This is a genomic window from Streptomyces sp. N50 (genome assembly GCF_033335955.1).
GTDB lineage: Bacteria > Actinomycetota > Actinomycetes > Streptomycetales > Streptomycetaceae > Streptomyces.
Genome location: NZ_CP137549.1, coordinates 8,814,647 through 8,835,826, shown reverse-complemented (window position 1 = coordinate 8,835,826; position 21,180 = coordinate 8,814,647). Strand labels below are relative to the sequence as shown.

Annotated in this window: 15 protein-coding genes and 4 pseudogenes; 10 read left to right on the top strand and 9 right to left on the bottom strand. The window is 70.2% G+C overall.

Going from position 1 to position 21,180, the window contains the following annotated elements; genetic code table 11:
* Nucleotides 1–192 precede the first annotated feature (192 nt).
* From rhaI to R2B38_RS39140, 6 genes are all read left to right on the top strand, one after another.
* Nucleotides 193–1,353: an L-rhamnose isomerase gene (gene rhaI / locus R2B38_RS39165; protein WP_318020544.1), complete on the top strand. Its 1,161-nt coding sequence runs from the start codon at nt 193–195 to the stop codon at nt 1,351–1,353.
* Between the two features lie 139 nt (nt 1,354–1,492).
* Entirely contained in the window at nt 1,493–3,532 is a 2,040-nt protein-coding gene (locus R2B38_RS39160) for a bifunctional aldolase/short-chain dehydrogenase (protein WP_318021904.1), read from the top strand.
* On the top strand, nt 3,529–5,004 hold the full coding sequence (locus R2B38_RS39155) for a rhamnulokinase (protein WP_411978528.1): 1,476 nt from the start codon (nt 3,529–3,531) through the stop codon (nt 5,002–5,004). The genes R2B38_RS39160 and R2B38_RS39155 overlap by 4 nt, the downstream gene beginning before the upstream one ends.
* 108 nt (nt 5,005–5,112) lie before the next feature.
* Nucleotides 5,113–5,874 (top strand): (Fe-S)-binding protein, encoded by a 762-nt coding sequence (locus tag R2B38_RS39150; protein ID WP_318020543.1) that lies wholly within the window; start codon nt 5,113–5,115, stop codon nt 5,872–5,874.
* Complete coding sequence (locus R2B38_RS39145) at nt 5,871–7,373, top strand: LutB/LldF family L-lactate oxidation iron-sulfur protein (RefSeq protein WP_318020542.1); 1,503 nt, start codon at nt 5,871–5,873, stop codon at nt 7,371–7,373. The genes R2B38_RS39150 and R2B38_RS39145 overlap by 4 nt, the downstream gene beginning before the upstream one ends.
* Complete coding sequence (locus R2B38_RS39140) at nt 7,370–8,038, top strand: lactate utilization protein C (protein WP_318020541.1); 669 nt, start codon at nt 7,370–7,372, stop codon at nt 8,036–8,038. Before R2B38_RS39145 ends, R2B38_RS39140 begins: the two co-directional genes overlap by 4 nt.
* On the opposite strand, the pseudogene R2B38_RS39135 reads toward R2B38_RS39140, so the two are convergent.
* Nucleotides 8,011–11,042, bottom strand: a pseudogene (locus R2B38_RS39135) (family 78 glycoside hydrolase catalytic domain). The gene R2B38_RS39140 and the pseudogene R2B38_RS39135 sit on opposite strands and share 28 nt — an antisense overlap.
* A 234-nt stretch (nt 11,043–11,276) precedes the next feature.
* Between R2B38_RS39135 and R2B38_RS39130 the strand changes: the two are divergent.
* Complete coding sequence (locus R2B38_RS39130; RefSeq protein ID WP_318020540.1) at nt 11,277–12,431, top strand: betaine/proline/choline family ABC transporter ATP-binding protein; 1,155 nt, start codon at nt 11,277–11,279, stop codon at nt 12,429–12,431.
* A gap of 29 nt (nt 12,432–12,460) precedes the next feature.
* Here the strand turns inward: R2B38_RS39130 and R2B38_RS39125 are convergent.
* From R2B38_RS39125 to R2B38_RS39100, 6 genes and pseudogenes are all read right to left on the bottom strand, one after another.
* Nucleotides 12,461–13,024: pseudogene (locus R2B38_RS39125) on the bottom strand (hypothetical protein); the annotation flags it as partial.
* Nucleotides 13,025–13,063: 39 nt separating this feature from the next.
* On the bottom strand, nt 13,064–14,014 hold the full coding sequence (locus tag R2B38_RS39120; protein ID WP_318020539.1) for an ABC transporter substrate-binding protein: 951 nt from the start codon (nt 14,012–14,014) through the stop codon (nt 13,064–13,066).
* Entirely contained in the window at nt 14,011–14,682 is a 672-nt protein-coding gene (locus R2B38_RS39115) for an ABC transporter permease (protein ID WP_318020538.1), read from the bottom strand. The genes R2B38_RS39120 and R2B38_RS39115 overlap by 4 nt, the downstream gene beginning before the upstream one ends.
* A complete protein-coding gene (locus tag R2B38_RS39110) occupies nt 14,679–15,359 on the bottom strand; it encodes an ABC transporter permease (protein ID WP_318020537.1) in 681 nt (226 codons plus the stop codon). The genes R2B38_RS39115 and R2B38_RS39110 overlap by 4 nt, the downstream gene beginning before the upstream one ends.
* Nucleotides 15,360–15,421: 62 nt before the next feature.
* Nucleotides 15,422–15,790, bottom strand: a complete 369-nt coding sequence (locus tag R2B38_RS39105; protein ID WP_318020536.1) for a hypothetical protein — start codon at nt 15,788–15,790, stop codon at nt 15,422–15,424.
* Entirely contained in the window at nt 15,787–16,356 is a 570-nt protein-coding gene (locus tag R2B38_RS39100; protein ID WP_318020535.1) for a DUF4232 domain-containing protein, read from the bottom strand. The genes R2B38_RS39105 and R2B38_RS39100 overlap by 4 nt, the downstream gene beginning before the upstream one ends.
* Before the next feature lie 234 nt (nt 16,357–16,590).
* Here R2B38_RS39100 and R2B38_RS39095 point away from each other — a divergent pair.
* Together R2B38_RS39095 and R2B38_RS39090 are read left to right on the top strand one after the other, a co-directional pair.
* Nucleotides 16,591–17,372, top strand: a pseudogene (locus R2B38_RS39095) (ABC transporter ATP-binding protein).
* Nucleotides 17,373–17,375: 3 nt separating this feature from the next.
* Complete coding sequence (locus R2B38_RS39090; RefSeq protein ID WP_318020534.1) at nt 17,376–18,686, top strand: FtsX-like permease family protein; 1,311 nt, start codon at nt 17,376–17,378, stop codon at nt 18,684–18,686.
* Between the two features lie 116 nt (nt 18,687–18,802).
* Here R2B38_RS39090 and R2B38_RS39085 read toward each other — a convergent pair whose 3' ends face one another.
* Nucleotides 18,803–19,345: an EF-hand domain-containing protein gene (locus R2B38_RS39085; RefSeq protein ID WP_318020533.1), complete on the bottom strand. Its 543-nt coding sequence runs from the start codon at nt 19,343–19,345 to the stop codon at nt 18,803–18,805.
* Between the two features lie 218 nt (nt 19,346–19,563).
* Between R2B38_RS39085 and R2B38_RS39080 the strand changes: the two are divergent.
* Nucleotides 19,564–20,462 (top strand): annotated as a pseudogene (locus tag R2B38_RS39080) (NAD-dependent protein deacetylase).
* A 121-nt stretch (nt 20,463–20,583) separates the two neighbouring features.
* On the opposite strand, the gene R2B38_RS39075 reads toward R2B38_RS39080, so the two are convergent.
* On the bottom strand, nt 20,584–21,153 hold the full coding sequence (locus tag R2B38_RS39075) for a TetR/AcrR family transcriptional regulator (protein WP_318020532.1): 570 nt from the start codon (nt 21,151–21,153) through the stop codon (nt 20,584–20,586).
* Nucleotides 21,154–21,180: the final 27 nt, after the last annotated feature.

The window sequence follows — 21,180 nt, the reverse complement described above, 5'->3', positions numbered from 1 at the left end:
GACGTTAGGCGCGCCAGCCTTGTCACGTCAATGGGTCCGCGTCGAAAAACTTTCGATAGCCAAAGGTCACATTGGAGTCACGGGCCACAGGGTTCGCCGTAGGGCTTGACACCCCTTCGGGGGGCTCATAACTTCGCTCCCTGAATCGTTTCATACATACGCCGTTCCGTCGCACGTCACAGGAGCCCTCAAGTGACCGATCTCGCCGCGGTGAAGGCCGCTCTCCAGACCCAGGCAGTCGAGACGCCGTCGTGGGCGTACGGGAACTCGGGGACCCGCTTCAAGGTCTTCGCCCAGGAGGGTGTTCCTCGGACTCCGCAGGAGAAGCTGGAGGACGCGGCGAAGGTCCACGAGTTCACCGGCGTGGCGCCGACCGTGGCCCTGCACATCCCGTGGGACCGGGTCGACGACTTCGGGGCGCTGGGGAAGTTCGCGGAGGATCACGGGCTGAAGCTCGGGGCGATCAACTCGAACACGTTCCAGGACGACGACTACCGGCTCGGGAGTGTGTGTCATCCCGACGCGGCGGTGCGGCGCAAGGCGCTGGATCATCTGCTGGAGTGTGTCGACATCATGGACGCGACGGGCTCCGCCGATCTGAAGCTGTGGTTCGCCGACGGGACGAACTATCCCGGGCAGGATGATCTTTCCGCGCGTCAGGACCGGTTGGGTGAGGCGCTCGCGGCGGTGTACGAGCGGCTTGGGGACGGGCAGCGGATGCTGCTGGAGTACAAGTTCTTCGAGCCGGCGTTCTATGCGACCGATGTGCCGGACTGGGGTACCGCGTACGCGCATTGCCTGAAGCTCGGGCCGAAGGCTCAGGTTGTGGTGGACACCGGGCATCATGCGCCCGGCACCAATATCGAGTTCATCGTCGCGACGTTGTTGCGGGAGGGGAAGCTCGGGGCGTTCGACTTCAACTCCCGGTTCTATGCGGACGATGACCTGATGGTGGGGGCGGCTGATCCGTTCCAGTTGTTCCGGATCATGTATGAGGTGATTCGGGGTGGGGGGTTCACCGCGGATGTCGCCTTCATGCTGGATCAGTGTCACAACATCGAGGCGAAGATTCCGGCGATCATTCGGTCGGTGATGAATGTGCAGGAAGCGACGGCGAAGGCGTTGCTGGTGGACCGGGATGCGTTGGGTGTGGCTCAGCGGGATGGGGATGTGCTGGGCGCGAACGCCGTGATCATGGACGCGTACAACACGGATGTGCGGCCGTTGTTGAGGGAGTTGCGGGAGGAGCAGGGGCTTGCGCCTGACCCGATCGCGGCGTATCGCTCCAGCGGGTGGCAGGAGCGGATTGTTGCTGAGCGGGTTGGGGGGCGGCAGGCCGGGTGGGGAGCGTAAGCGTCTGCCGGGTATCTGTCGTTTGCGGGTGCGGGCCGGATGTGGCTGGTCGCGCCCACGCGGCGGAGCCGCATATCGATACAGCCCCGCGCCCCTAAAAGAATTGCACTTGGCCTCTCTCAAGAAGGACTGGACGTTCATGGCACCGCACCGCGAAGCCGACGCGCTCGTCGCCCGTTCTCATCGGCTCGGCGCCGATCCTCGTAATACCAACTACGCCGGCGGGAATACGTCCGCCAAGGGCACCGACACTGATCCCGTCACCGGCGGGGATGTCGAGTTGATGTGGGTCAAGGGGTCCGGAGGGGATCTCGGGACGCTCACCGAGGGTGGGCTGGCCGTGTTGCGGCTGGATCGGATGCGGGCGCTTGTCGACGTGTATCCGGGAGTTGAGCGCGAGGACGAGATGGTCGCCGCGTTCGACTACTGCCTGCACGGCAAGGGGGGTGCGGCGCCTTCCATCGACACCGCCATGCATGGGCTTGTGGACGCTGCTCATGTCGATCATCTGCACCCTGACTCCGGGATCGCGCTCGCCTGTGCGGCCGACGGGGAGAAGCTGACCGCCGAGTGTTTCGGGGACAGCGTGGTGTGGGTGCCCTGGCGGCGGCCCGGGTTTCAGTTGGGGCTCGACATCGCCGCCGTCAAGACCGCCAATCCGCAGGCCATCGGCTGTGTGCTCGGGGGGCACGGGATCACCGCGTGGGGTGACAGCTCCGAGGAGTGCGAGCGGAACTCGCTCCACATCATCCGGACCGCCGAGGCGTTCCTCTTCGAGCGCGGGAAGCCGGAGCCCTTCGGGCCCGTCGTCGAGGGATACGGTGCGCTGCCCGAGGCCGAGCGGCGGGAGCGGGGGGCCGCGCTCGCGCCGTATGTTCGTGCGGTCGCCTCTCAAGACCGGGCGCAGGTCGGGCACTTCACCGATTCCGAGGTCGTGCTCGATTTCCTCGCGCGGGCCGAGCATCCCCGGCTCGCCGCGCTCGGTACCTCGTGCCCCGATCACTTTCTGCGGACCAAGGTCAGGCCGCTCGTTCTCGATCTGCCGCCCACCGCTCCGCTGGACGAGGCCATCGCGCGGCTGAAGGAGCTGCATGCCGTTTACCGGGAGGAGTACGCCGCCTATTACCAGCGGCACGCTCTGCCCGACTCCCCCGCGATGCGCGGTGCCGATCCGGCAATCGTGTTGATTCCGGGCGTGGGGATGTTCTCCTTCGGCAAGGACAAGCAGACGGCGCGGGTGGCCGGTGAGTTCTACGTCAATGCCATCAACGTGATGCGTGGGGCCGAGGCCGTTTCCACGTACGCGCCGATCGAGGAGTCGGAGAAGTTCCGTATCGAGTACTGGGCGTTGGAGGAGGCCAAGCTCCAGCGGATGCCCAAGCCGAAGCCGCTCGCCACTCGGGTCGCGCTCGTCACCGGGGCGGGGAGTGGGATCGGCAAGGCCATCGCCCGGCGGTTGGTCGACGAGGGCGCCTGTGTCGTTGTCGCGGATCTCAACTCCGAGAGCGCGCAGGCCGTTTCGGAGGAACTCGGCGGGCCCGACAAAGCCGTCGCCGTCACCGTCGACGTGACCGACGAAGCGCAGATCGCCGATGCCTTCAAGGCCGCGCTGCTCGCCTTCGGCGGGGTCGATCTCGTCGTCAACAACGCGGGGATCTCCATCTCCAAGCCCCTGCTGGAGACTTCGGCCCGGGACTGGGATCTGCAGCACGACATCATGGCCCGCGGGTCGTTCCTGGTCTCGCGTGAGGCCGCCCGGGCGATGATCGCGCAGGGGCTCGGGGGCGACATCCTCTACATCGCTTCCAAGAACGCCGTGTTCGCCGGGCCCAACAACATCGCCTACTCGGCCACCAAAGCCGACCAGGCCCATCAAGTACGGCTGCTCGCGGCCGAGTTGGGCGAGCACGGTATCCGGGTCAACGGGATCAACCCGGACGGCGTCGTGCGTGGTTCGGGCATCTTCGCGGGTGGTTGGGGGGCGCAGCGGGCGGCGACCTACGGGATCGAGGAGGAGAAGCTCGGTGAGTTCTACGCCCAGCGCACCATCCTCAAGCGCGAGGTGCTGCCGGAGCATGTCGCCAACGCCGTCTTCGCCCTCACCGGTGGGGACTTGACCCACACCACCGGGCTGCACGTCCCGGTCGACGCCGGCGTTGCGGCCGCCTTCCTTCGGTGAGCGCTGACGTGCACGTGTACGCCGCGGTCGACCTCGGCGCGTCCAGCGGGCGCGTCATGGTCGGCCGTGTCGGGCCCGACTCCCTGGAGTTGACGGAGGCGCATCGCTTTCCCAACCGGCCCGTTCGTACGCCTGAGGGCCTGCGCTGGGACATCCTCTCGCTGTACGCCGGTGTCCTGGACGGGCTCCGGGCGGCCGGCGCGGTCACCGGCGGGCGGCTCGACTCGGTCGGTATCGACAGTTGGGCCGTGGACTACGGGCTGTTGGACGCGGACGGGGCCTTGCTGGGCAATCCCGTGCACTACCGGGACGCCCGCACGGAGGGCGTCGCCGAGAAGGTGTGGGCGACCGTGCCGGTGGATGAGTTGTACTCGTCCACCGGGTTGCAGTACGCGCCGTTCAACACGCTGTACCAGCTGACCGCCGCTCGCGACTCGGCCCAACTCGCGCATGCTGAGCGGCTGTTGCTCGTCCCTGACCTGGTGTCGTACTGGCTCACCGGTGAGCAGGGCACCGAGCTGACCAACGCCTCCACCACCCAACTCATCGATCCCCGGACGCGCGACTGGGCCTACGACATCGCCTCACGGCTCGGCATCGACCTCGGGCTGTTCGCGTCGTTGCGGCAACCGGGCGATCCTGCCGGGGTGTTGCGGGACGAGGTGCTGGAGGAGACGGGACTTCGAGGGCCCGTGCCGGTGACTGCGGTCGGGTCGCATGACACGGCGTCAGCTGTCGCCGCTGTTCCGGCGGTCGAGGAGCGGTTCGCCTATATCTGTACCGGCACCTGGTCCCTGGCCGGGCTGGAGCTGGCCGCGCCCGTACTCAGTGAGGCGAGTCGTGCCGCCAACTTCACCAATGAGCTGGGGCTCGACGGTACGGTCCGCTATCTGCGCAACATCATGGGGCTGTGGCTGCTTCAGGAGTGTGTACGGGCCTGGGGTGAGCCGGAGTTGGGCGAGTTGCTGCGCGGGGCCGCTCGGGTGCCGGCGCTGCGGTCGGTCGTGGACGCGGGGGACTCGGCGTTCCTGGCACCCGGGCGGATGCCCGAGCGGATCGCCGACGCGTGTCGCGGCTCCGGGCAGCCGGTGCCGGAGTCCCGGGCCGAGATCACGCGGTGCATTCTCGACTCCCTCGCGCTCGCTCATCGTCGGGCGGTCGGCGACGCCCAGGAACTCGCCGGGCAGCCGGTCGACGTCGTGCACATCGTCGGGGGCGGTACCCGTAACGCGCTGTTGTGCCAACTGACCGCCGATGCCTGCGGGTTGCCGGTGGTGGCTGGTCCTACGGAGGCGGCCGCCCTGGGGAACGTACTCGTTCAGGCGCGCGCCCACGGGCTGGTGGGTGACCTCGCCGGGATGCGGAGGCTGCTCGCCCGTACCCAGCCGTCGACCCGTTATGAGCCTCAGGGCGACACCGCCCGGTGGCGGGCGGCGGAGGCCCGGCTCGCCGCGCGACAACCCGGGAGCTGACGTCCGACTCGGACACCCGGATCGCCGCGCTGTGAACCAGGGGCTCCCCGAGACGGTGACCTCCGACTACGCTGCACCCATCCGATGATCGACCACTAAGGAGCCGCGATGCGTGTCGCCCTGTTCCTGACTTGCGTCAACGACACGCTCTATCCGGACACCGGGCGCGCCGTGGTGAAACTGCTGACCAGGCTGGGCGTCGAGGTCGACTTCCCGATGGCGCAGACCTGCTGCGGGCAGGCGCACTACAACACCGGTTACCGCCATGAGGCCGAGCCGCTCGCCCGGCATTTCTCCGATGTCTTCGGGGAGTACGAGGCGATCGTCACGCCGTCCGGGTCGTGCGGGGCGATGGTGCGGGAGCTGTATCCGCGGATGGGGGAAAGGGCGCGGGCCGAGGGGCGCGGGGACACCCTCGCGGCCACGTTGGCGCCGGTGGTGCCGAAGACGTACGAGCTGACCGAGTTCCTCGTGGACGTGCTCGGCGTGACGGACGTAGGTGCCTACTACCCGCACAAGGTGACCTACCACCCCACCTGTCACGGGCTGCGCAGCCTCGGGCTCGGTGACCGGCCGCTCAGGCTCCTCCAGGCCGTCAAGGGGCTTGAGTTGGTCGAGTTGCCGGGTGCCGACGAGTGCTGCGGGTTCGGCGGGACGTTCGCCGTGAAGAACGCCGATGTCTCGGCCGCGATGGGTGCCGACAAGGTGCGCAACGCCGAGTCGACGGGGGCCGGGGTGCTGTGCGCGGCGGACAACTCCTGTCTCATGCACATCGGGGGCACGATGGCCCGGCTGCACACGGACATGCGGCCGGTGCACATCGCCGAGATCCTGGCCGCGACGGAGACGGAAGAGGAGGCGGGCGCATGAGCGAGACGTTCGTCGGAATGCCCGCGTTCCCCCCGCCCGTCTACCCGGCCTTTCCCGTGGCCGCCCACGAAGCCGTCAACAACCAGACCCTGCGCGGAAATCTGCGCCACGCCACCCACACGATCCGCGCCAAGCGGGCCAAGGCCGTGGCGGAGTTGTCGGATTGGGCGGCCCTGCGCGAGGCGGGCAAGCAGATCAAGGACCACACGCTCCGCCATCTCGACCGGTATCTGGTCCAGTTGGAGGAGTCGGTGACGGCCGCCGGTGGCATCGTCCACTGGGCCGCCGACGCGGACGAGGCCAACCGGATCGTGACGCGACTCGTCCAGGAGACGGGCGAGTCGGAGGTCGTGAAGGTCAAGTCGATGGCCACGCAGGAGATCGGGCTCAACGAGGCGCTGGAGGCGGCGGGCATCCGCGCCTACGAGACCGATCTCGCCGAGCTGATCGTGCAGTTGGGCAAGGACCGGCCCTCGCACATCCTGGTCCCGGCGATCCATCGCAACCGCGGTGAGATCCGGGAGATCTTCGCCCGCGAGATGAGCGAGTGGGGCCGCCCGGCCCCGGACGGGCTGACCGACACGCCCGCCGAACTCGCCGAGGCCGCCCGCCTCCACCTCCGCGAGAAGTTCCTGCGGGCCAAAGTCGGCGTCTCCGGCGCCAACTTCATGGTCGCGGACACCGGCACGCTCGTCGTCGTCGAGTCGGAGGGCAACGGCCGGATGTGCCTCACCCTGCCCGAGACGCTGATCTCGGTCGTCGGGATCGAGAAGATCGTGCCGACCTGGCAGGACCTGGAGGTGTTCCTGCAGACCCTCCCCCGCTCCTCGACCGCCGAGCGCATGAACCCGTACACCAGCACCTGGACGGGCACGACCGACGGCGACGGGCCACGCGCCTTCCACCTGGTCCTGCTCGACAACGGCCGTACCGACACCCTCGCCGACGAGGTCGGCCGCCAGGCCCTGCGCTGCATCCGCTGCTCGGCCTGCCTGAACGTCTGCCCGGTGTACGAGCGGGCCGGCGGTCACGCCTACGGCTCGGTCTACCCGGGCCCGATCGGCGCGATCCTCAGCCCCCAACTCCGGGGCACGGCAAGCGAGATCGACGCCTCACTGCCGTACGCGTCCTCCCTGTGCGGTGCCTGCTACGAGGTCTGCCCGGTCGCCATCGACATCCCCGAGGTGCTGGTGCATCTCCGGGAGCGGATCGTGGAGGGCGGGCCGGTGACCCGCGAGGGAAACAAGGTCGTCCTGCAACCCGCCAAGGGCCACGCCGCCGAGCGCGCGGCCATGCGGGCGGCCCGCTGGACGTTCACCCACCCCGGCGCGCTGCGCACCGGCCAACGGCTCGCGTCCCGCACCCGGCGCTTCCATCCACGGACCCTGCCAGGACCCGGCAAGGCGTGGAGCGGCACCCGGGATCTGCCCGCCGTCCCCGCGGAGCCGTTCCGCGACTGGTGGCAGCGCACGCACGGTGGAAAGGACGAGGCCAAGTGAGCAGCAGGGAACGGATCCTGGGCCGCGTGGAGCGCGCGCTCGCGGCTGTGCCGAAGGACGACACGCCCTACGACCAGGCCTTCGAGCGCGGTTATCTGCGCGAGCACGGGGACCGGAGTGTCGAGCGGACGGTGGAGCTGCTCGCCGAGAATCTCGCCGACTACCGGGCGGTCGTGCACCGGTGCGCGGAGGCCGAACTGGCCGCCGTGATCGCCGGGTTGCTCGCCGAGCGGGGCTCGGAGACCGTCGTCGTACCGCCGGGTCTTGAGCCTGCCTGGCTCGCTGCGGCCGACGCCGAACAGGTCGCGGACCGGGCCGAGAGCACCCCCGCCGAGCTGGACCGGGTCGACAGTGTGGTCACCGCGTGCGCGGTGGCCGTCGCCGAGACCGGCACCATCGTCCTGGACGGCGGCCCGGACCAGGGCCGTCGCCGGATCACGCTCGTCCCCGACCACCACATCTGTGTCGTACGGGTGCCGGACCAGGTGGTCTCCTCGGTACCGCAGGCGCTCCAACGCCTCGATCCCGCACGGCCGTTGACCTGGATCTCCGGTCCCTCCGCGACCAGCGACATCGAGCTGGACCGGGTCGAGGGGGTGCACGGTCCGCGCACCCTTGAGGTGGTGCTGGTGGGCGGTCAGGCGAGCGTGGAGGTCACCTCGTAGGTGCCGGACGGCAGTTGGTAGGAGGCGGTGCCGTCCGCGAAGCCGAGGAACTCTACGCCCAGCGCCTCGGCAAGGGGTTGCCCGTCCTCGTGGACGGTCGACGGGTCGGTGGTGGGGATGCGCAGGGTCGCCGTGCTGTTCGCGGGGACGGCCGCCCTGTACGTCAACTTCCCGTCCCGCGCGGTCCATTCGCTGACGATCTCGCCGTAGGGAGAGATGTGTGAGCCGCGCACCTTCGTGATCCTGCCGGTCGGGTCGATGTGCGGGCGGAGGAAGAAGTGCTGGAAGCCCGGGTGTTGGGGGTCCTTGGCGATGCCGGCCATGCTCTCGTACATCCACTCCATGATCGCGCCGTAGGAGTAGTGGTTGAAGGAGTTCATGTCGACCGGGCCGAAGCCGTCCTGCTTCGAGTATGAATTCCAGCGCTCCCAGACCGTGGTGGCGCCGTTGGCCACCGAGTACAGCCAGGACGGCATCGCGTTCTGGTGGAGGAGGCTGTACGCAAGGTCGGCTCGGCCCTCGTCGGTGAGGACGGGGGCGATGACGTTCACGCCGAGGAAGCCCACGGCGAGGGTGTTCTCCGGGTACCGCACGCGGGTGCTGTCGGGGTGGGCCGCCTTGTAGGCCGGGCTGTTGCCGATGTTGTCGGTGAGGAGGGTGACCAGTCGGCGGTGCTGCGACTCCGTGTCGTAGAAGCCGAGTTTGAGGATCCAGAGCAGGGCGGTCTGGGTGTCGTCCTCGGTCTTGCCGGCGCTGTTGCCGGGGGTGTGGGGCGGTGGGTCGCCGAGGCTGGAGCGGACGGTCAGCCGGCCGGTGAGGGCGTCGGTGGCGAAGTACTTGGTGATGAAGGCCCGTTTGATGTGGGTGAACAGCCGCTCGTAGGTGGCTGCTTCGGCGGTGCGGCCGGTGGCGCGGGCCATGTCCGCCATGAGGTGGGCGCTGTAGCCGTAGTAGACGTCGCTGATGAGCTGGGTGCTGGTGATCTGGAAGGCGAGCCAGTCGCCGAAGATCGCGCCCTGGCCCGCGTAGGTGTCGCCGGTGCGACCGCGGATCCAGTCCAGGTACCTGGTCATCGACGCCCAACTGCGGTCGATGATCGTGGTGTCGCCGGACATCTGCCACACCGTCCACGGCACGACCACCCCGCAGTCCGACCAACCGCTCGCCGGGAGCGGCTGGCTGAAGCGGTGGCCGGGGGCGACCCACGGGAACTGGGCTTTCCCCGCACCGTAGTTGTGCTGTGAGTCGATCAGCGTGTCCTGGAAGTGGCTGAGGAAGGAGACCGCGTCGGTGTTGTACAGGCCGGTGCCGGAGAAGAGCTGGGTGTCGCCGGTCCAGCCGAGGCGTTCGTCGCGTTGCGGGCAGTCGGTGGGTATCCAGAGGTAGTTGCCGCGCTGACCCCAACGGACGTTGCTGATCAGCTGGTTGACGTCCGTGTCGTCGGTGATGACGGTGCCGATGTCGTGGAGGGCGGAGGTGGCTACCTTGCCCGTGAGCTCGACAAGGGTGACGGTCTCGGTCGTGGTGACGGAGACGTACCGGAAGCCGTAGAAGGTCAGCGAGTCCTGGTGGGTCTCCCCGCCGGGTCGCCCTTCAGGATGTAGGTGCTGGTGGCCTCGGCGGTACGGAGGTTCGCGCGGTAGACCGAGCCCTCGGGTCCGTCGGCGCCCGCGCTGTCGTCGTTGAGCATCTCCCCCGGTCTGAAGGCGACTTGGGCGCCCGCCGGGCCGCGCAGGGTGTAGCGGGGCACGCCGACGAGGTTCTGGCCGAGGTCGATCACTGCGGTGTCGCCGGGGTGCAGGGTGACGGAGACGGTGGACGCCCGGGTGGGATCGGTGACCGTGCGGGCGGGGTCGACGACGATCCGGCCCTTGCCGTTGGCACTGCCGCCTTCATCGCCCGTGACTGCCGTGACGCCGGTGACTCCCGTGTAGACGGTGACGGAGTGCGGCTTGCGGTCCCACTCGGGCATCAGGCGGGCGCTCTCGCCGGGATAGGCGACCAACTGGGCGTCGGGGAAGGGGTCTTGGGCCTCGACGGGCGACCAGGCGGAGGCGTCGAAGCCGTTCGCCGTCCAGCCCGGGAGTTCCTTGCGGGCGTCGTAGAGCTGGCCGTCGTAGATGTCGTCGGTGCAGTAGGGGCCGGTGTCGGTGGCCCTCCAGTCGGCGCCGGGGGCGGTGACGATCGTCTGGGTGGAGCCGTCGGCGTACCGGATGAGGAGTTTCGCCTTGAGTGCCAGGGGGTTGCCGTCGGCCGAGTAGTGGGTGCTGTTCTCGGAGATGCGGCCGTTGTACCAGCCGTTGCCGAGCACGGCGGCGAGGGTGACCTGGGCGGGGTCCGTGAGCAGGTCCGTCACGTCGTAGGTGAAGTAGTTGACGGTGGTGTCGTAGTTGGTCCAGCCCGGGGGCAGGAACTCGTACGTGGTGCCGTCGCCCTGGGGCACGGAGACCCGGCGGCCGTTGACGTACGCGTCGTAGACGCCGAGCGCGGAGACGTACAGCCGGGCCTCGGCGACCTGCTCGCCCGTCAGTGGTGTCTGGCTGCGCAGGAGGGGTGCGCCGGCGGTGTTCGGGCGTTTGCCCGCCATGGCGATCCACCGCGCGCCGTCCCAGCCGGTGACGCCGTCGGTGCTGAGCAGGCCGGTCTCGAAGCGGGCGGCGGGGGAGGTGGTGGCGCGGCCGTGCTCGTCCCAGACCGTGACCGTCCAGTGGTAGCGGGTCGAGGCGCGCAGGTCGGGGCCGGAGTAGCGGACGGCGACCGAGTCCGCCGAGTCGACGCGGCCGCTGTCCCAGACGTCGGCGCTGCCGTGGGTCAGGTGGCGGGGCGAGGTGGCGACCTTGATCCGGTACGCCGTCTGGTGCCGGCCCCGCGCGGCCGACGTCATGCGCCAGCCGAACCTCGGGTGTGCCGCGTCGACGCCGAGCGGGTCGGTGCGGTGTTCCACGGTCAGGCCCGACACCGTGGTGCCGGCGGAGGGGGTTCCGCCGCCGCTGCCTCCCGCCATCGCCGCGGGCACGACGCTCAGGGCGGCCGCCGTGGTGAGCAACGTACGGCGGCGCAGCCTTCCGTAGCGGGCCGTCGCGTCGACTCCGTCGACTCCGTCGTTCATGCCGCTGTCCCTTCGGCCCGCCGGGAGATGGAGGTGCTACGGATCATTCCAGGGTCCGCGTGCCCACGTCACCAGCCGGTGGGACGCTGTTGAAGGGCGGCGGCGGACCGGCGCCGTTAGCGTGAGGACATGATCCGGTTCGAGCAGGTCAGCAAGCGGTACCCGGACGGTACGACGGCCGTGGACGGGCTGTCCTTCGAGGTGGCCGAGGGCGAACTCGTCACGCTGGTGGGTCCGTCCGGCTGCGGCAAGACGACGACCATGATGATGGTCAACCGCCTCATCGAGCCCACCTCCGGCCGGATCTTCGTGAACGGCGAGGACATCGCGACCGTCGACCCGGTGCGGCTGCGCCGCCGTATCGGATACGTCATCCAGCAGGTGGGCCTCTTCCCGCACCGCACGATCCTCGACAACACGGCGACCGTGCCGTCCCTGGTCGGCTGGAAACGGGCGAAGGCACGGGAACGGGCCGCCGAGCTGCTCGATCTGGTGGGCCTCGACCCGAAGACGTACGGACCGCGCTACCCGGAGCAGTTGTCGGGAGGGCAGCGGCAGCGCGTCGGTGTGGCCCGGGCGCTGGCCGCCGATCCGCCGGTGCTGCTGATGGACGAACCGTTCGGCGCGGTCGACCCGGTGGTGCGCGAGCAGTTGCAGGACGAGTTCCTGCGGATGCAGGCCGCCGTGCGCAAGACGGTGCTGCTGGTCACGCACGACATCGAGGAGGCGGTACGGCTCGGCGACCGGATCGCCGTGTACGGGCAGGGGCGGATCGAGCAGTACGACACCCCCGGCGCGGTGCTCGGCACGCCGGCGACGCCGTATGTCGCGTCGTTCGTGGGCGCGGACCGGGGTCTGAAGCGCCTGTCGGTCACCGCGATCGAGCCCGACGACCTGGAACAGCCGCCGGTCGCCCGGGTCGACGAGCAGGCGCAGCGGGCCGCCGACCGGCTGCGGGTGGAGGGCGCGCGGTGGGCGGTGGTCCTCGACGAGCAGGGCGAACTGCAGGGCTGGGTCAAGGCCGACGAACTCACCGCCGGCGGCACGGTCGGTGAACTCGCCCACCGGATGAACGCGTGGGTGCCGGTGGGCGCGCCCTTGAAGCAGGCGTTCGGCGTGATGCTCCAGCACGACGCCGGGTGGGTCGCCGTGCTGGACGGGGCGCGCTTCCTGGGAGTGCTGACTCCGGCGAAACTGCACGAGGCGCTCCGGCGGTCCGTGGACGCGGACGCGCTCGGGGTGCCTCGGGGGCAGGTGGACTTCGACTCGGTGGCGGATGCGTGAGGGGCGCGCTCCGGCTCAGGAGTAGGTGAGGGGCAGCCCCGTCGTAGCGCGTGCTGGGCCGCGCGCAGGTACAGGGCCACGTAGAAGGCCGTGTCGAGGTCCTGGCTCCAGGGACCGGGACGGACGGCCGCCAACTCCTCCGCCTCGCCCTCCAGGAACCAGAAGGTGAGGTCCAGGTTTCCCGTCACCTCCGGTATCTCGACAGGCAGTTCGAGCACCGCGGCCAGCCGCTCGGCGAGGGCGAGCACCTGAGGGGCGCCGACGATCACCGTCTCGTCCGTGTACGCGGAGCCGATGGGCAGCCGTATCTCCTCGTCGAGCGAGACCGGTACCAGCACCGACCAGTCGCCGAGCAACGCCCTTTCCGCAGGAGTCAGTTCGGCGCGGCACAGCGCGTCGAACCCCCGCATGGAGGGGCTCAGCTTCTCCTCGAAGCCCGGGGCCGTCTCCCGCTCGGGCACGGACGTGTACGGCGGCAGCCCGCGCCGCGCCAGCTCCGCGTCGAGCCCCTTGGCGATCGCCCCCATGCCCCCTTCCCCCGTGTCCTCACTGAACCACTCCTGCGCGTCGACATCGACGAGATAAACACCCATGCCCGCACCGTACAAGCCGCCACTGACAATGCCCCGGCCTCACTTCAACAGCCCCTTGTCCTTGAGATACGTCCGGGCCACGTCCTGCGCCAGCCGCCGCCAGCTGTCGACCTGTTGGTTCATGGAGGCCAGGTCTGCCGTGGTGAGCACGTCATTGAGCTTCCCCAGCGCCTTGGTCACGCCCTCGCTCCCCGCCCGGGAGCGGTTGACGACCGGGACGACGTAGTCGGCGTTCTGGAGGTGCTTGTCGTCGGTGAGGAGGACCAGGCCGAACTGGTCGAGGGTGGCGTCGGTGGTCGTGGTCAGCACCATCTGGTCCTGGCCGTTCTGCACCGCGCTCTTCGCCTGGGTCGTGCCGACGCCCTTCGGGTCCACGGCGGTGATGTCGATGCCGTAGACCTTCTTCAACCCTGGTTCGCAGTAGGGCCGTTGGACACACTCGTCGCCCGCCGCGAGTCGAACCTTCAGTCCCGAGGCGCCGAGGTCGCTGAGGGTCTTGAGGTGGTGTTGCCCGGCGTACGAGCGGGCCACGGCGAAGGCGTTCTGGTCGACGGCCCTGCCGGGGTCGAGGACCGTGAGGCCGCGGGGCGTGGCCAGTCGGCGGAGTGCCTTCATCGTGGTGGCGAGGTCGGGGGAACCGACGGCCGGGGCGTTCGGGCCGTTGGTCTTGGCGTTGAGCCAGTCGGCGAAGGTGGCCGCGTACTCGGGGACCACGTCGATCTGCCCTGATTCCAGGGCGGGTTCGTAGAGTTCGCGGTTGGCGACGGTCAGCAGGGACGTCTTGTATCCGGCTTGCTTCAGCAGGAGCGCGTACATCTGGGCCAGCAGGTCGCTCTCGGTGAATCCGGCCGAGCCGATGGTGAGGTGGTGGCTGTCGCCGGGTGGCTCGGTGACGGCGCCCTTGTTCTCCAGGGACGGGCCGGTCGAGCAGCCGGTGACCAGGAGGAGGAGACCGGCCGCGGCCAGGCGTCGCAGTCGTAGTCGCTTCATCGCGCTCTCCCCGCCCATCGGGGTGCCAGCCGTTCGGCGACCTCGAAGACGCCCTCGACGAGCAGCGCGAACACGGCGACGAGCACGGCGCCGGCCACCACCTGCGCGGTGTTGGCGAGGTTGAACCCGGCGGTGATGATGCGGCCGAGTCCGCCGCCGCCCGCGAGTGCGGCGATGGTCGCGGTGGCGACGAGTTGGACGGCAGCGATACGGACGCCGTTCATCAACAGCGGTAGCGAGAGCGGCAGTTCGACCCTGAACAGCATCTGACGGCCCGTCATCCCCATGCCCCGCGCGGCCCGCACCACATCACGGTCGACCTCGCGCATGCCGACGTAGGCGTTGGTGAGCAGGGGCGGTACGGCGAACAGGACCAGGGCGACGACCGTGGGTCCCTCGCCCCACTTGCCGATCGGGGTCAGGAGCAGCAGGACCAGGACGGCGAAGGTGGGCACCGCGCGGCCGATGTTGGAGATGTTCACGGCGAGTGCGCCGCCCTTGCCGAGGTGGCCGAGGACGAGGGCGACCGGCAGCGCGATCACGCAGCTGATGACCAGGCAGACGACCGTGAGCACGAGGTGCTGCGCGAGCCGGTGCCAGATGCCGTCGTCGCCCGACCAGTGGGCGGAGTCGGTGAGCCAGTGCCAGGCGTCGGTCAGGGTGTTCATCCGCGCACCGCCCTCGTCCAGGGGGTGATCAGCCGTTGCACGAGCAGGAGGAGCAGGTCGGCGACGATCGCGATCACCACGCACAGCACGGACGCGGTGAGCACCTGTGCCTTGAAGTAGGTGTTCATGCCCGCGTAGATGAGGTTGCCGAGTCCCCCGAAGCCGACGATCGCACCGACCGTGACCAGCGAGACCGCCGAGACGGTGGCGATGCGGAGGCCTGCCATCGCGGCGGGCAGCGCGAGGGGCAGTTCCACGGTGAGAAGGAGGCGGATCGGGCCGTAGCCCATGCCGCGTGCGGCCTGTCGGGTCTCCTCGGGTACGGCGCGCAGGCCCGCGAGGATGTTGCGGACGAGCAGGGTGAGCGAGTAGAGGACGAGTCCGGCGACGACGAGGGTGGCCGAGAGGCCGTAGACCGGCAGGAGCAGCGAGAACATCGCGAGGGACGGGATCGTGTAGAGGATCGTCGTCACCGCGAGCACCGGTCCCGCGGCCCAGCCCCAGCGGCGGGCCACCACCGCGAGCGGGAGGGCGATCGCCAGGCCGATGAGCACCGAGACCGCGGTCAGTTGCAGATGCTGGACGACCGCGTCGACGAGGATGTGGCGGCGGGTGCTGAGGTACTCGCCGCAGATCCACTCGTTGCGGGCGAGGCAGTCGTCCGGGGGCGCGGTCACAGGTCCATTGCATCGGGCGGGGCCGGGGGTGGCGCGTTCTGGTGACCCGTACGGGCGGTGGCTCAGGGGTTCCAGTACGTGGAGAGGGAGGCGATGAAGGCCGCGGCGGACGTGAGGACGACGAGTTGGGTGACGGCCGTGGTCCAGAGGCGGCAGGCGATGGCCAGGGCCACGGTCACGGCCTCGACCCGGCAGAGGAACATGACGCAGTCGTACTGGTAGGACAGGGCGGTGTAGTCCGCCGGGCCGGGGTAGCCCATCCAGTCCTCCGTGAAGACGCCGTCGCCGCCCAGCGCGAGGATGGCCGCGACGAGGAGGACGTCCAGGCCGACGAGCAGCGCGCAGAGGACTCCGTCGGTTCGCCGGTGGCCGGGGCCGCGGCGCAGGACACGCTGCGAGAAGCCGGCCGCGGGGGTGTCCTGGTCCGTCATCGGGTGCCTCCGGTGGTGCGCCATGGTCCGACGCCGAGTCTGCCTGTGGTCCCGAGGTCGATTCCGCTGTGCGGTGCCAGGAGGGCCGGAACCGATCCGGACCGCGCCGCGACCGTCAGATACGGAACGTAGGCCGAATCGGCGGAACCGGTGGTGGTGTTGCGCCACAGCAGGCCGGCAGAGGCTCGTTCGCCGGGTGCCAGCGTCACCGCGCCCGGCGGGTCGTCGAACCCGGTCACCTTGGCGATACCGCCGCTGCCGTGGATCACCGCCACGCCGGACAGGGTCTGCTGGTCCTGGTCGAGGAGCCGGATCTCGGGGTAGCCCTGGACGCGGTAGGCGCGGGTGCCGCAGTTCTCCAGGGTGAGGTCCATGGCGCGCAGTCCCAGCGCGGGGTTCACCGGTCCGGCCGTGACCCGGATGCCCTCCTGCGGGCAGACGGGGCCCGGCTTCGACAGTCCGGCGGCGGGATCGTCGTACGCCACGTCCGCGACCGTCCAGATGAGAGCCCCGACGAGGAGGCCCACCGCCGCGACGAGCACGGTGTCGTACACGCTTCTCGGCATCCCTCTGGGCATCCTTCTCGGCATCCGCAGAGTCGATCAAGAAGGGGCCGGGACCGCTGTGGCGGAAGCCATACCTCCGGTCACAGCCCTGTCACAGCCTCCCCCGCGGACCCGACCCCGGGGGTGTCGCTGAGTACACCCCGCGATACGGGTTCTGCGCCCAATGTGCGTAACCGGCGCTCTCCGTAACGTCGTTGACGAGGCACAGGGCGTGCCGCACGGAGGGTGAGGGCGATGTTTCGCACCGCACGACGCACGCACGACGAGGGACCCGCCGCCGAGGCGCTGCGGCTGGTCAAGGTGAGCAGGACCTACGGCCGTGACGAGAGCGCGGTGACCGCGCTGGACGGGGTCACGCTGAGTCTGGAGCGCGGGACGTTCACGGCGGTGATGGGGCCTTCGGGGTCCGGCAAGTCGACGCTGTTGCAGTGTGCGGCGGGGCTCGACCGGCCGGACAGCGGGATCGTGATGGTCGACGGCGCGGAGATGACGGGTGGCAGCGAGGCCGAGCTGACGCGGTTCCGGCGGAGTCGGATCGGGTTCGTGTTCCAGCAGTACAACCTCCTGGACACGCTCACCGTCGCGCAGAACACCGTGCTGCCGCTGAAGCTCGCGGGGCGGCGCGTCGACCGGCGGCGGGCCCAGGAGGTCCTGACCGCGGTCGGTCTCGGCGACCGGCTCGGCCACCGCCCCGAGCAGCTCTCCGGCGGTCAGCGGCAGCGGGTCGCCATCGCCCGCGCGCTGGTCACCGAACCCGGGTGATCTTCGCGGACGAGCCGACCGGCGCCCTGGACACGCGCAGCGCGCGGGGTGTGCTGCTGCTGTTGCGGGAGGCGGTGCGGGTGCACGGCCGGACCGTGGTGATGGTGACGCACGACCCGGTCGCCGCCTCGTACGCCGACTCGGTGGTGTTCCTCGCGGACGGCAGGCTCGCCGGCCGGATGCACGCGCCGACCGTCGACGCGGTGGCCGAGCGGCTCGCGCACCTGGGCGACGACGTGCCGGCGGGGGTGTGAGCGATGTTCATCCTGGCGATGCGTTCGATCCGGCAGCGGCCGGGCCGGTTCCTGGCGACCCTGCTGGCCGCGTTCCTCGGCGCGGCGATCATCATGACGTTCAACTCCCTTCAGGACACGGCGAATCGACACGGCATCGACGCGGTCAGCGCCGACACCCTCTCCACGTCGGCGAGTGTCGTCGGGGGCTACGGCACCCTGCTCGTCTTCTTCGCCGTCGCGTCGACCCTGACCGTCAACGTCCGCCAGCGCTCACGGGAGTTGGAGACCCTGCGCTGCTCGGGGGCGACCCCGGCGCAGCTGAAGCGGATGGTCGTGGGTGAGGCGGTGGCCGTCGCCCTGCTGGGCACGGTCCTCGCCGTCGGTCCCGCGATGCTCGGCGGCCGGGCACTGCTCGGGGCGTTCAAGGACAGCGGTCAGGTGGCCCGGTCCGTCGACTACTCCTTCGGCCCCCTCGCCCTCCAATCCGGCCTGGGCATCACGCTGTTGGCCGCTGCGGGCGCCGCGTTCCTGGCCGTACGGCGGGCGACACGCGGGCAGCGGCGGCAGGGCCGGGCGCGGACCTTCCTCGCCTACGCCGCACTCGTCGCCGGTGTGGTGTCGGTGACGGCGACCTTCGCGTTCTCCGCCACGGACGCGGCGTTGATGGCGGCGCCGGCGTACGGGGCGATCCTGCTCTCGGTCGGCCTGGCGCTGCTGGCGCCGCGGCTGCTGAAGGGCCTGCTGGACCGGCTCCGACTGGCGGGCGCGAGCGGGTGGTTGGCGATCCGCAACCTGCGCGAGCGGGCCGACCAGCTCGCCGGGATCCTCATGTCGCTGATCCTGTTCACGGCGGTGTCCACGGCGACGCTGTACATGCAGGCGGTGGAGAGCGACGCGGTGAAGTCCTCGGGCCTGACGAAGTCCGTGGACGCGAAGAACCTGGAGACCCTCAACTTCACGGTCGTCGGCATCATCGTGGTCTTCGTCTGCGTGATGCTGGTCAACTCCCTTTACGCGGCGACGACTTACCGCGCCCGCGAGTTCGGCGGGCAGCGGCTGGCGGGCGCGACTCCGGGGCAGGTGCTGCGCACGGTCGGCACGGAGACGGCGATCCTCACGGTCACCGGCGTCCTGTCCGGCACGGCGGCCGCGCTGGCGGGGATCATTCCGTTCACCGTGGTCCGCACGGACTCGGTGCTCCCGCACCAGGGGCTCGGAATCTGGCTGGCGGTCGTCGCGGTGGCGGCGACGGTGACGTTGGGGACGAGCCTGCTGACGGCACGGCGTGTGCTGCGCACACCGGCGGTGGAGGCGGTGGCACTGGCCGCGTGAGGACGACCGGACCGGGGGTAAGGGGCAGCCGTCGTAACGGCTGCCCCTTACCCCCGGTCCGGTGTCCCCCTAGGACGTCGTTCCTCGGCCGGCCCTGAACGACCGCCGCCGGTACCTCACCCCGCGCCGATCGGGCCGCACATCAGGTTGCCGGGTTCGGCGGGGTCGTCGCTGATCCAGAACTGGGTCCACAGCAGGGCGAACTCGGGGCGGCTGAGGTAGCCGTCGGCGTCCTGGTCGAGCCGGTCGAAGACACCGCCGGTCTCCACGGGCCGTCCGTGCCAGGTGTCGACGAGACGCTGGTGCTCGCCGCGCGAGATGCGCCCGTCGGCGTTCTCGTCGACCGCGTCGAAGATGGTGTCGGCGGTGGCGGTGACGGCCTCGGGGATGGTCGGCAGGTGGTCCACCATGGCGAGGATGTCGTCCATGTCGATCCGGCCGTCCCGGTCCGTGTCCACGGTCTCCGCGAGATGCTGCCACCAGCCCTTCAGCACCCCGTCCACGCGCGCCGCCAGTTCCGATCCCGCTCGCACGCGCGGCAGCCGGCCCCAGCGGTCCGCCAGGGCCACGAAGTCCGCCTCCTCCAGATAGCCGTTGCCGTCCGCGTCGAACGCCTCGAACATGGCCCGGAGCTTGGTCCGCTGGAACTCGCTGGACATCACATGTCTCCTCGCTCGCAGTACTTCAGTACCGAGGACATGCTTTCCGCGGCCAGGCGCCCCGCAACGGCGCTCGGGCTCACCCCGGCGGGTGCACGCGCGCCTACGCGCCTGTTCGATGCGCCGAGCGCCGGTTCGCTGGCGGCGGGCGGAGGACCGTACGCCGGCAACCGTCCACGCCCGCCGAGAGCCGCCGCCGATTCCGTACCCTTGGCGGCATGCGCATGCGCCCCACCCTCAGCTGGACCCCCTCGGCGGCGGACCCGCTGCCCGGCACCACCGACCTGGAGCCGGTCGTCGACGCGCTGAGCACCGGCGGTGTACTGGTGCTCAGCGGGCGGGCCTCTCCACGGAGTCGGGCATCCCCGACTACCGGGGCGAGGGCGGGAGCCTGAGCCGGCACACCCCGATGACCTACCAGGACTTCACCGGGAGCGCGCACGCGCGGCGCCGGTACTGGGCGCGCAGCCACCTCGGCTGGCGCACCTTCGGCCGGGCCCGCCCGAACGCGGGACACCTGGCGGTGGCCGCCTTCGCCCGGGGCGCCCGCGTCTCCGGCGTGATCACCCAGAACGTCGACGGACTGCACCAGGCCGCCGGCAGCGAGGGCGTCGTGGAGCTCCACGGCAGCCTGGACCGGGTCGTGTGCCTCTCCTGCCGCGCCGTCAGCCCGCGCCGCGAACTCGCCCGGCGCCTGGAGGCCGAGAACCCGGGCTACGACCCGATCGCCGCCGGGATCAACCCGGACGGCGACGCGGACCTCACCGACGCGCAGGTCGGGGACTTCCGCGTCGTGCCGTGCGCCGACTGCGGGGGCGTCCTCAAACCGGACGTGGTGTTCTTCGGCGAGTCGGTTCCGCCGCAGCGCGTCGAGCACTGCCGGCGGCTGGTCCGCGAGTCGGCCGCGCTGCTGGTCCTCGGCTCGTCGCTGACGGTGATGTCCGGACTGCGGTTCGTCCGCCAGGCGTCGCAGGAGGGCAAGCCGGTGCTGATCGTCAACCGGGACCCCACCCGAGGGGACCCGCACGCCCGCACCCGGGTCGCGCTGCCGTTGGGCACCGCCCTGACGACCGTCGCCGACCGGCTCGGCATCCCGGTCGGCGGTCAGGCGGACTGACGAGCGGGTACTGAGAAACAGGTCTGGACGGCGGCTTTGAACGAAGCCGGGATCAGCCTTCACGTGTTGCCTTCGGCCATCCAGGGGCCGCGCCCGCGGACCCGCTGTTGGTGCTCGGCGTTCAGGCAACTCCCGCCGCGTCCAGCAGTGTTCGCACGGTCTCGACGGTCAACCCGTCCAGCGTCTCCAACTGCGCACCGGCCCGGGCGTTCGCACCGTCGAAGACCAGCATCAACTGCCGTGCCAGCAGGTCCGGTTCTCGTGCCCCGCCCAGCTCCGCCTGGACCCGGAACGCGTCCTTCATGCGCTCCTTGGACGCACGGGCCACCACACTCGCCGGATGCCCGGGATCCTTCAGCTCGACCAGCGCGGCGAGGTAGGGGCACCCCATGAACCCGGGCTCGGTCGACACCTTCTCCACCTGCTCGAAGATGTACAGGATGCGCTCGCGCGGCGTACCGGCGTCGTCCGCACCGGGGACCAGCCGCGCCGCATAACCGGGCGCGCGCCGCTCCAGGCTCGCGGCGAGGACCTCGTCCTTGCTGTCGAAGAGCTGGTACATCGACCGCTTCGAGACCCCGGCGGACTTGCACAGCGCCTCCACGCCGATGGAAACGCCGTCGCGGTAGAACAGCTCGGCCGCCGCGTCCAGCAGCCGGTCCCGGGGTGACGCCTTGTCTGTCGTGGCCATACTGCGAGGTTACCGCGCCACGGGCCA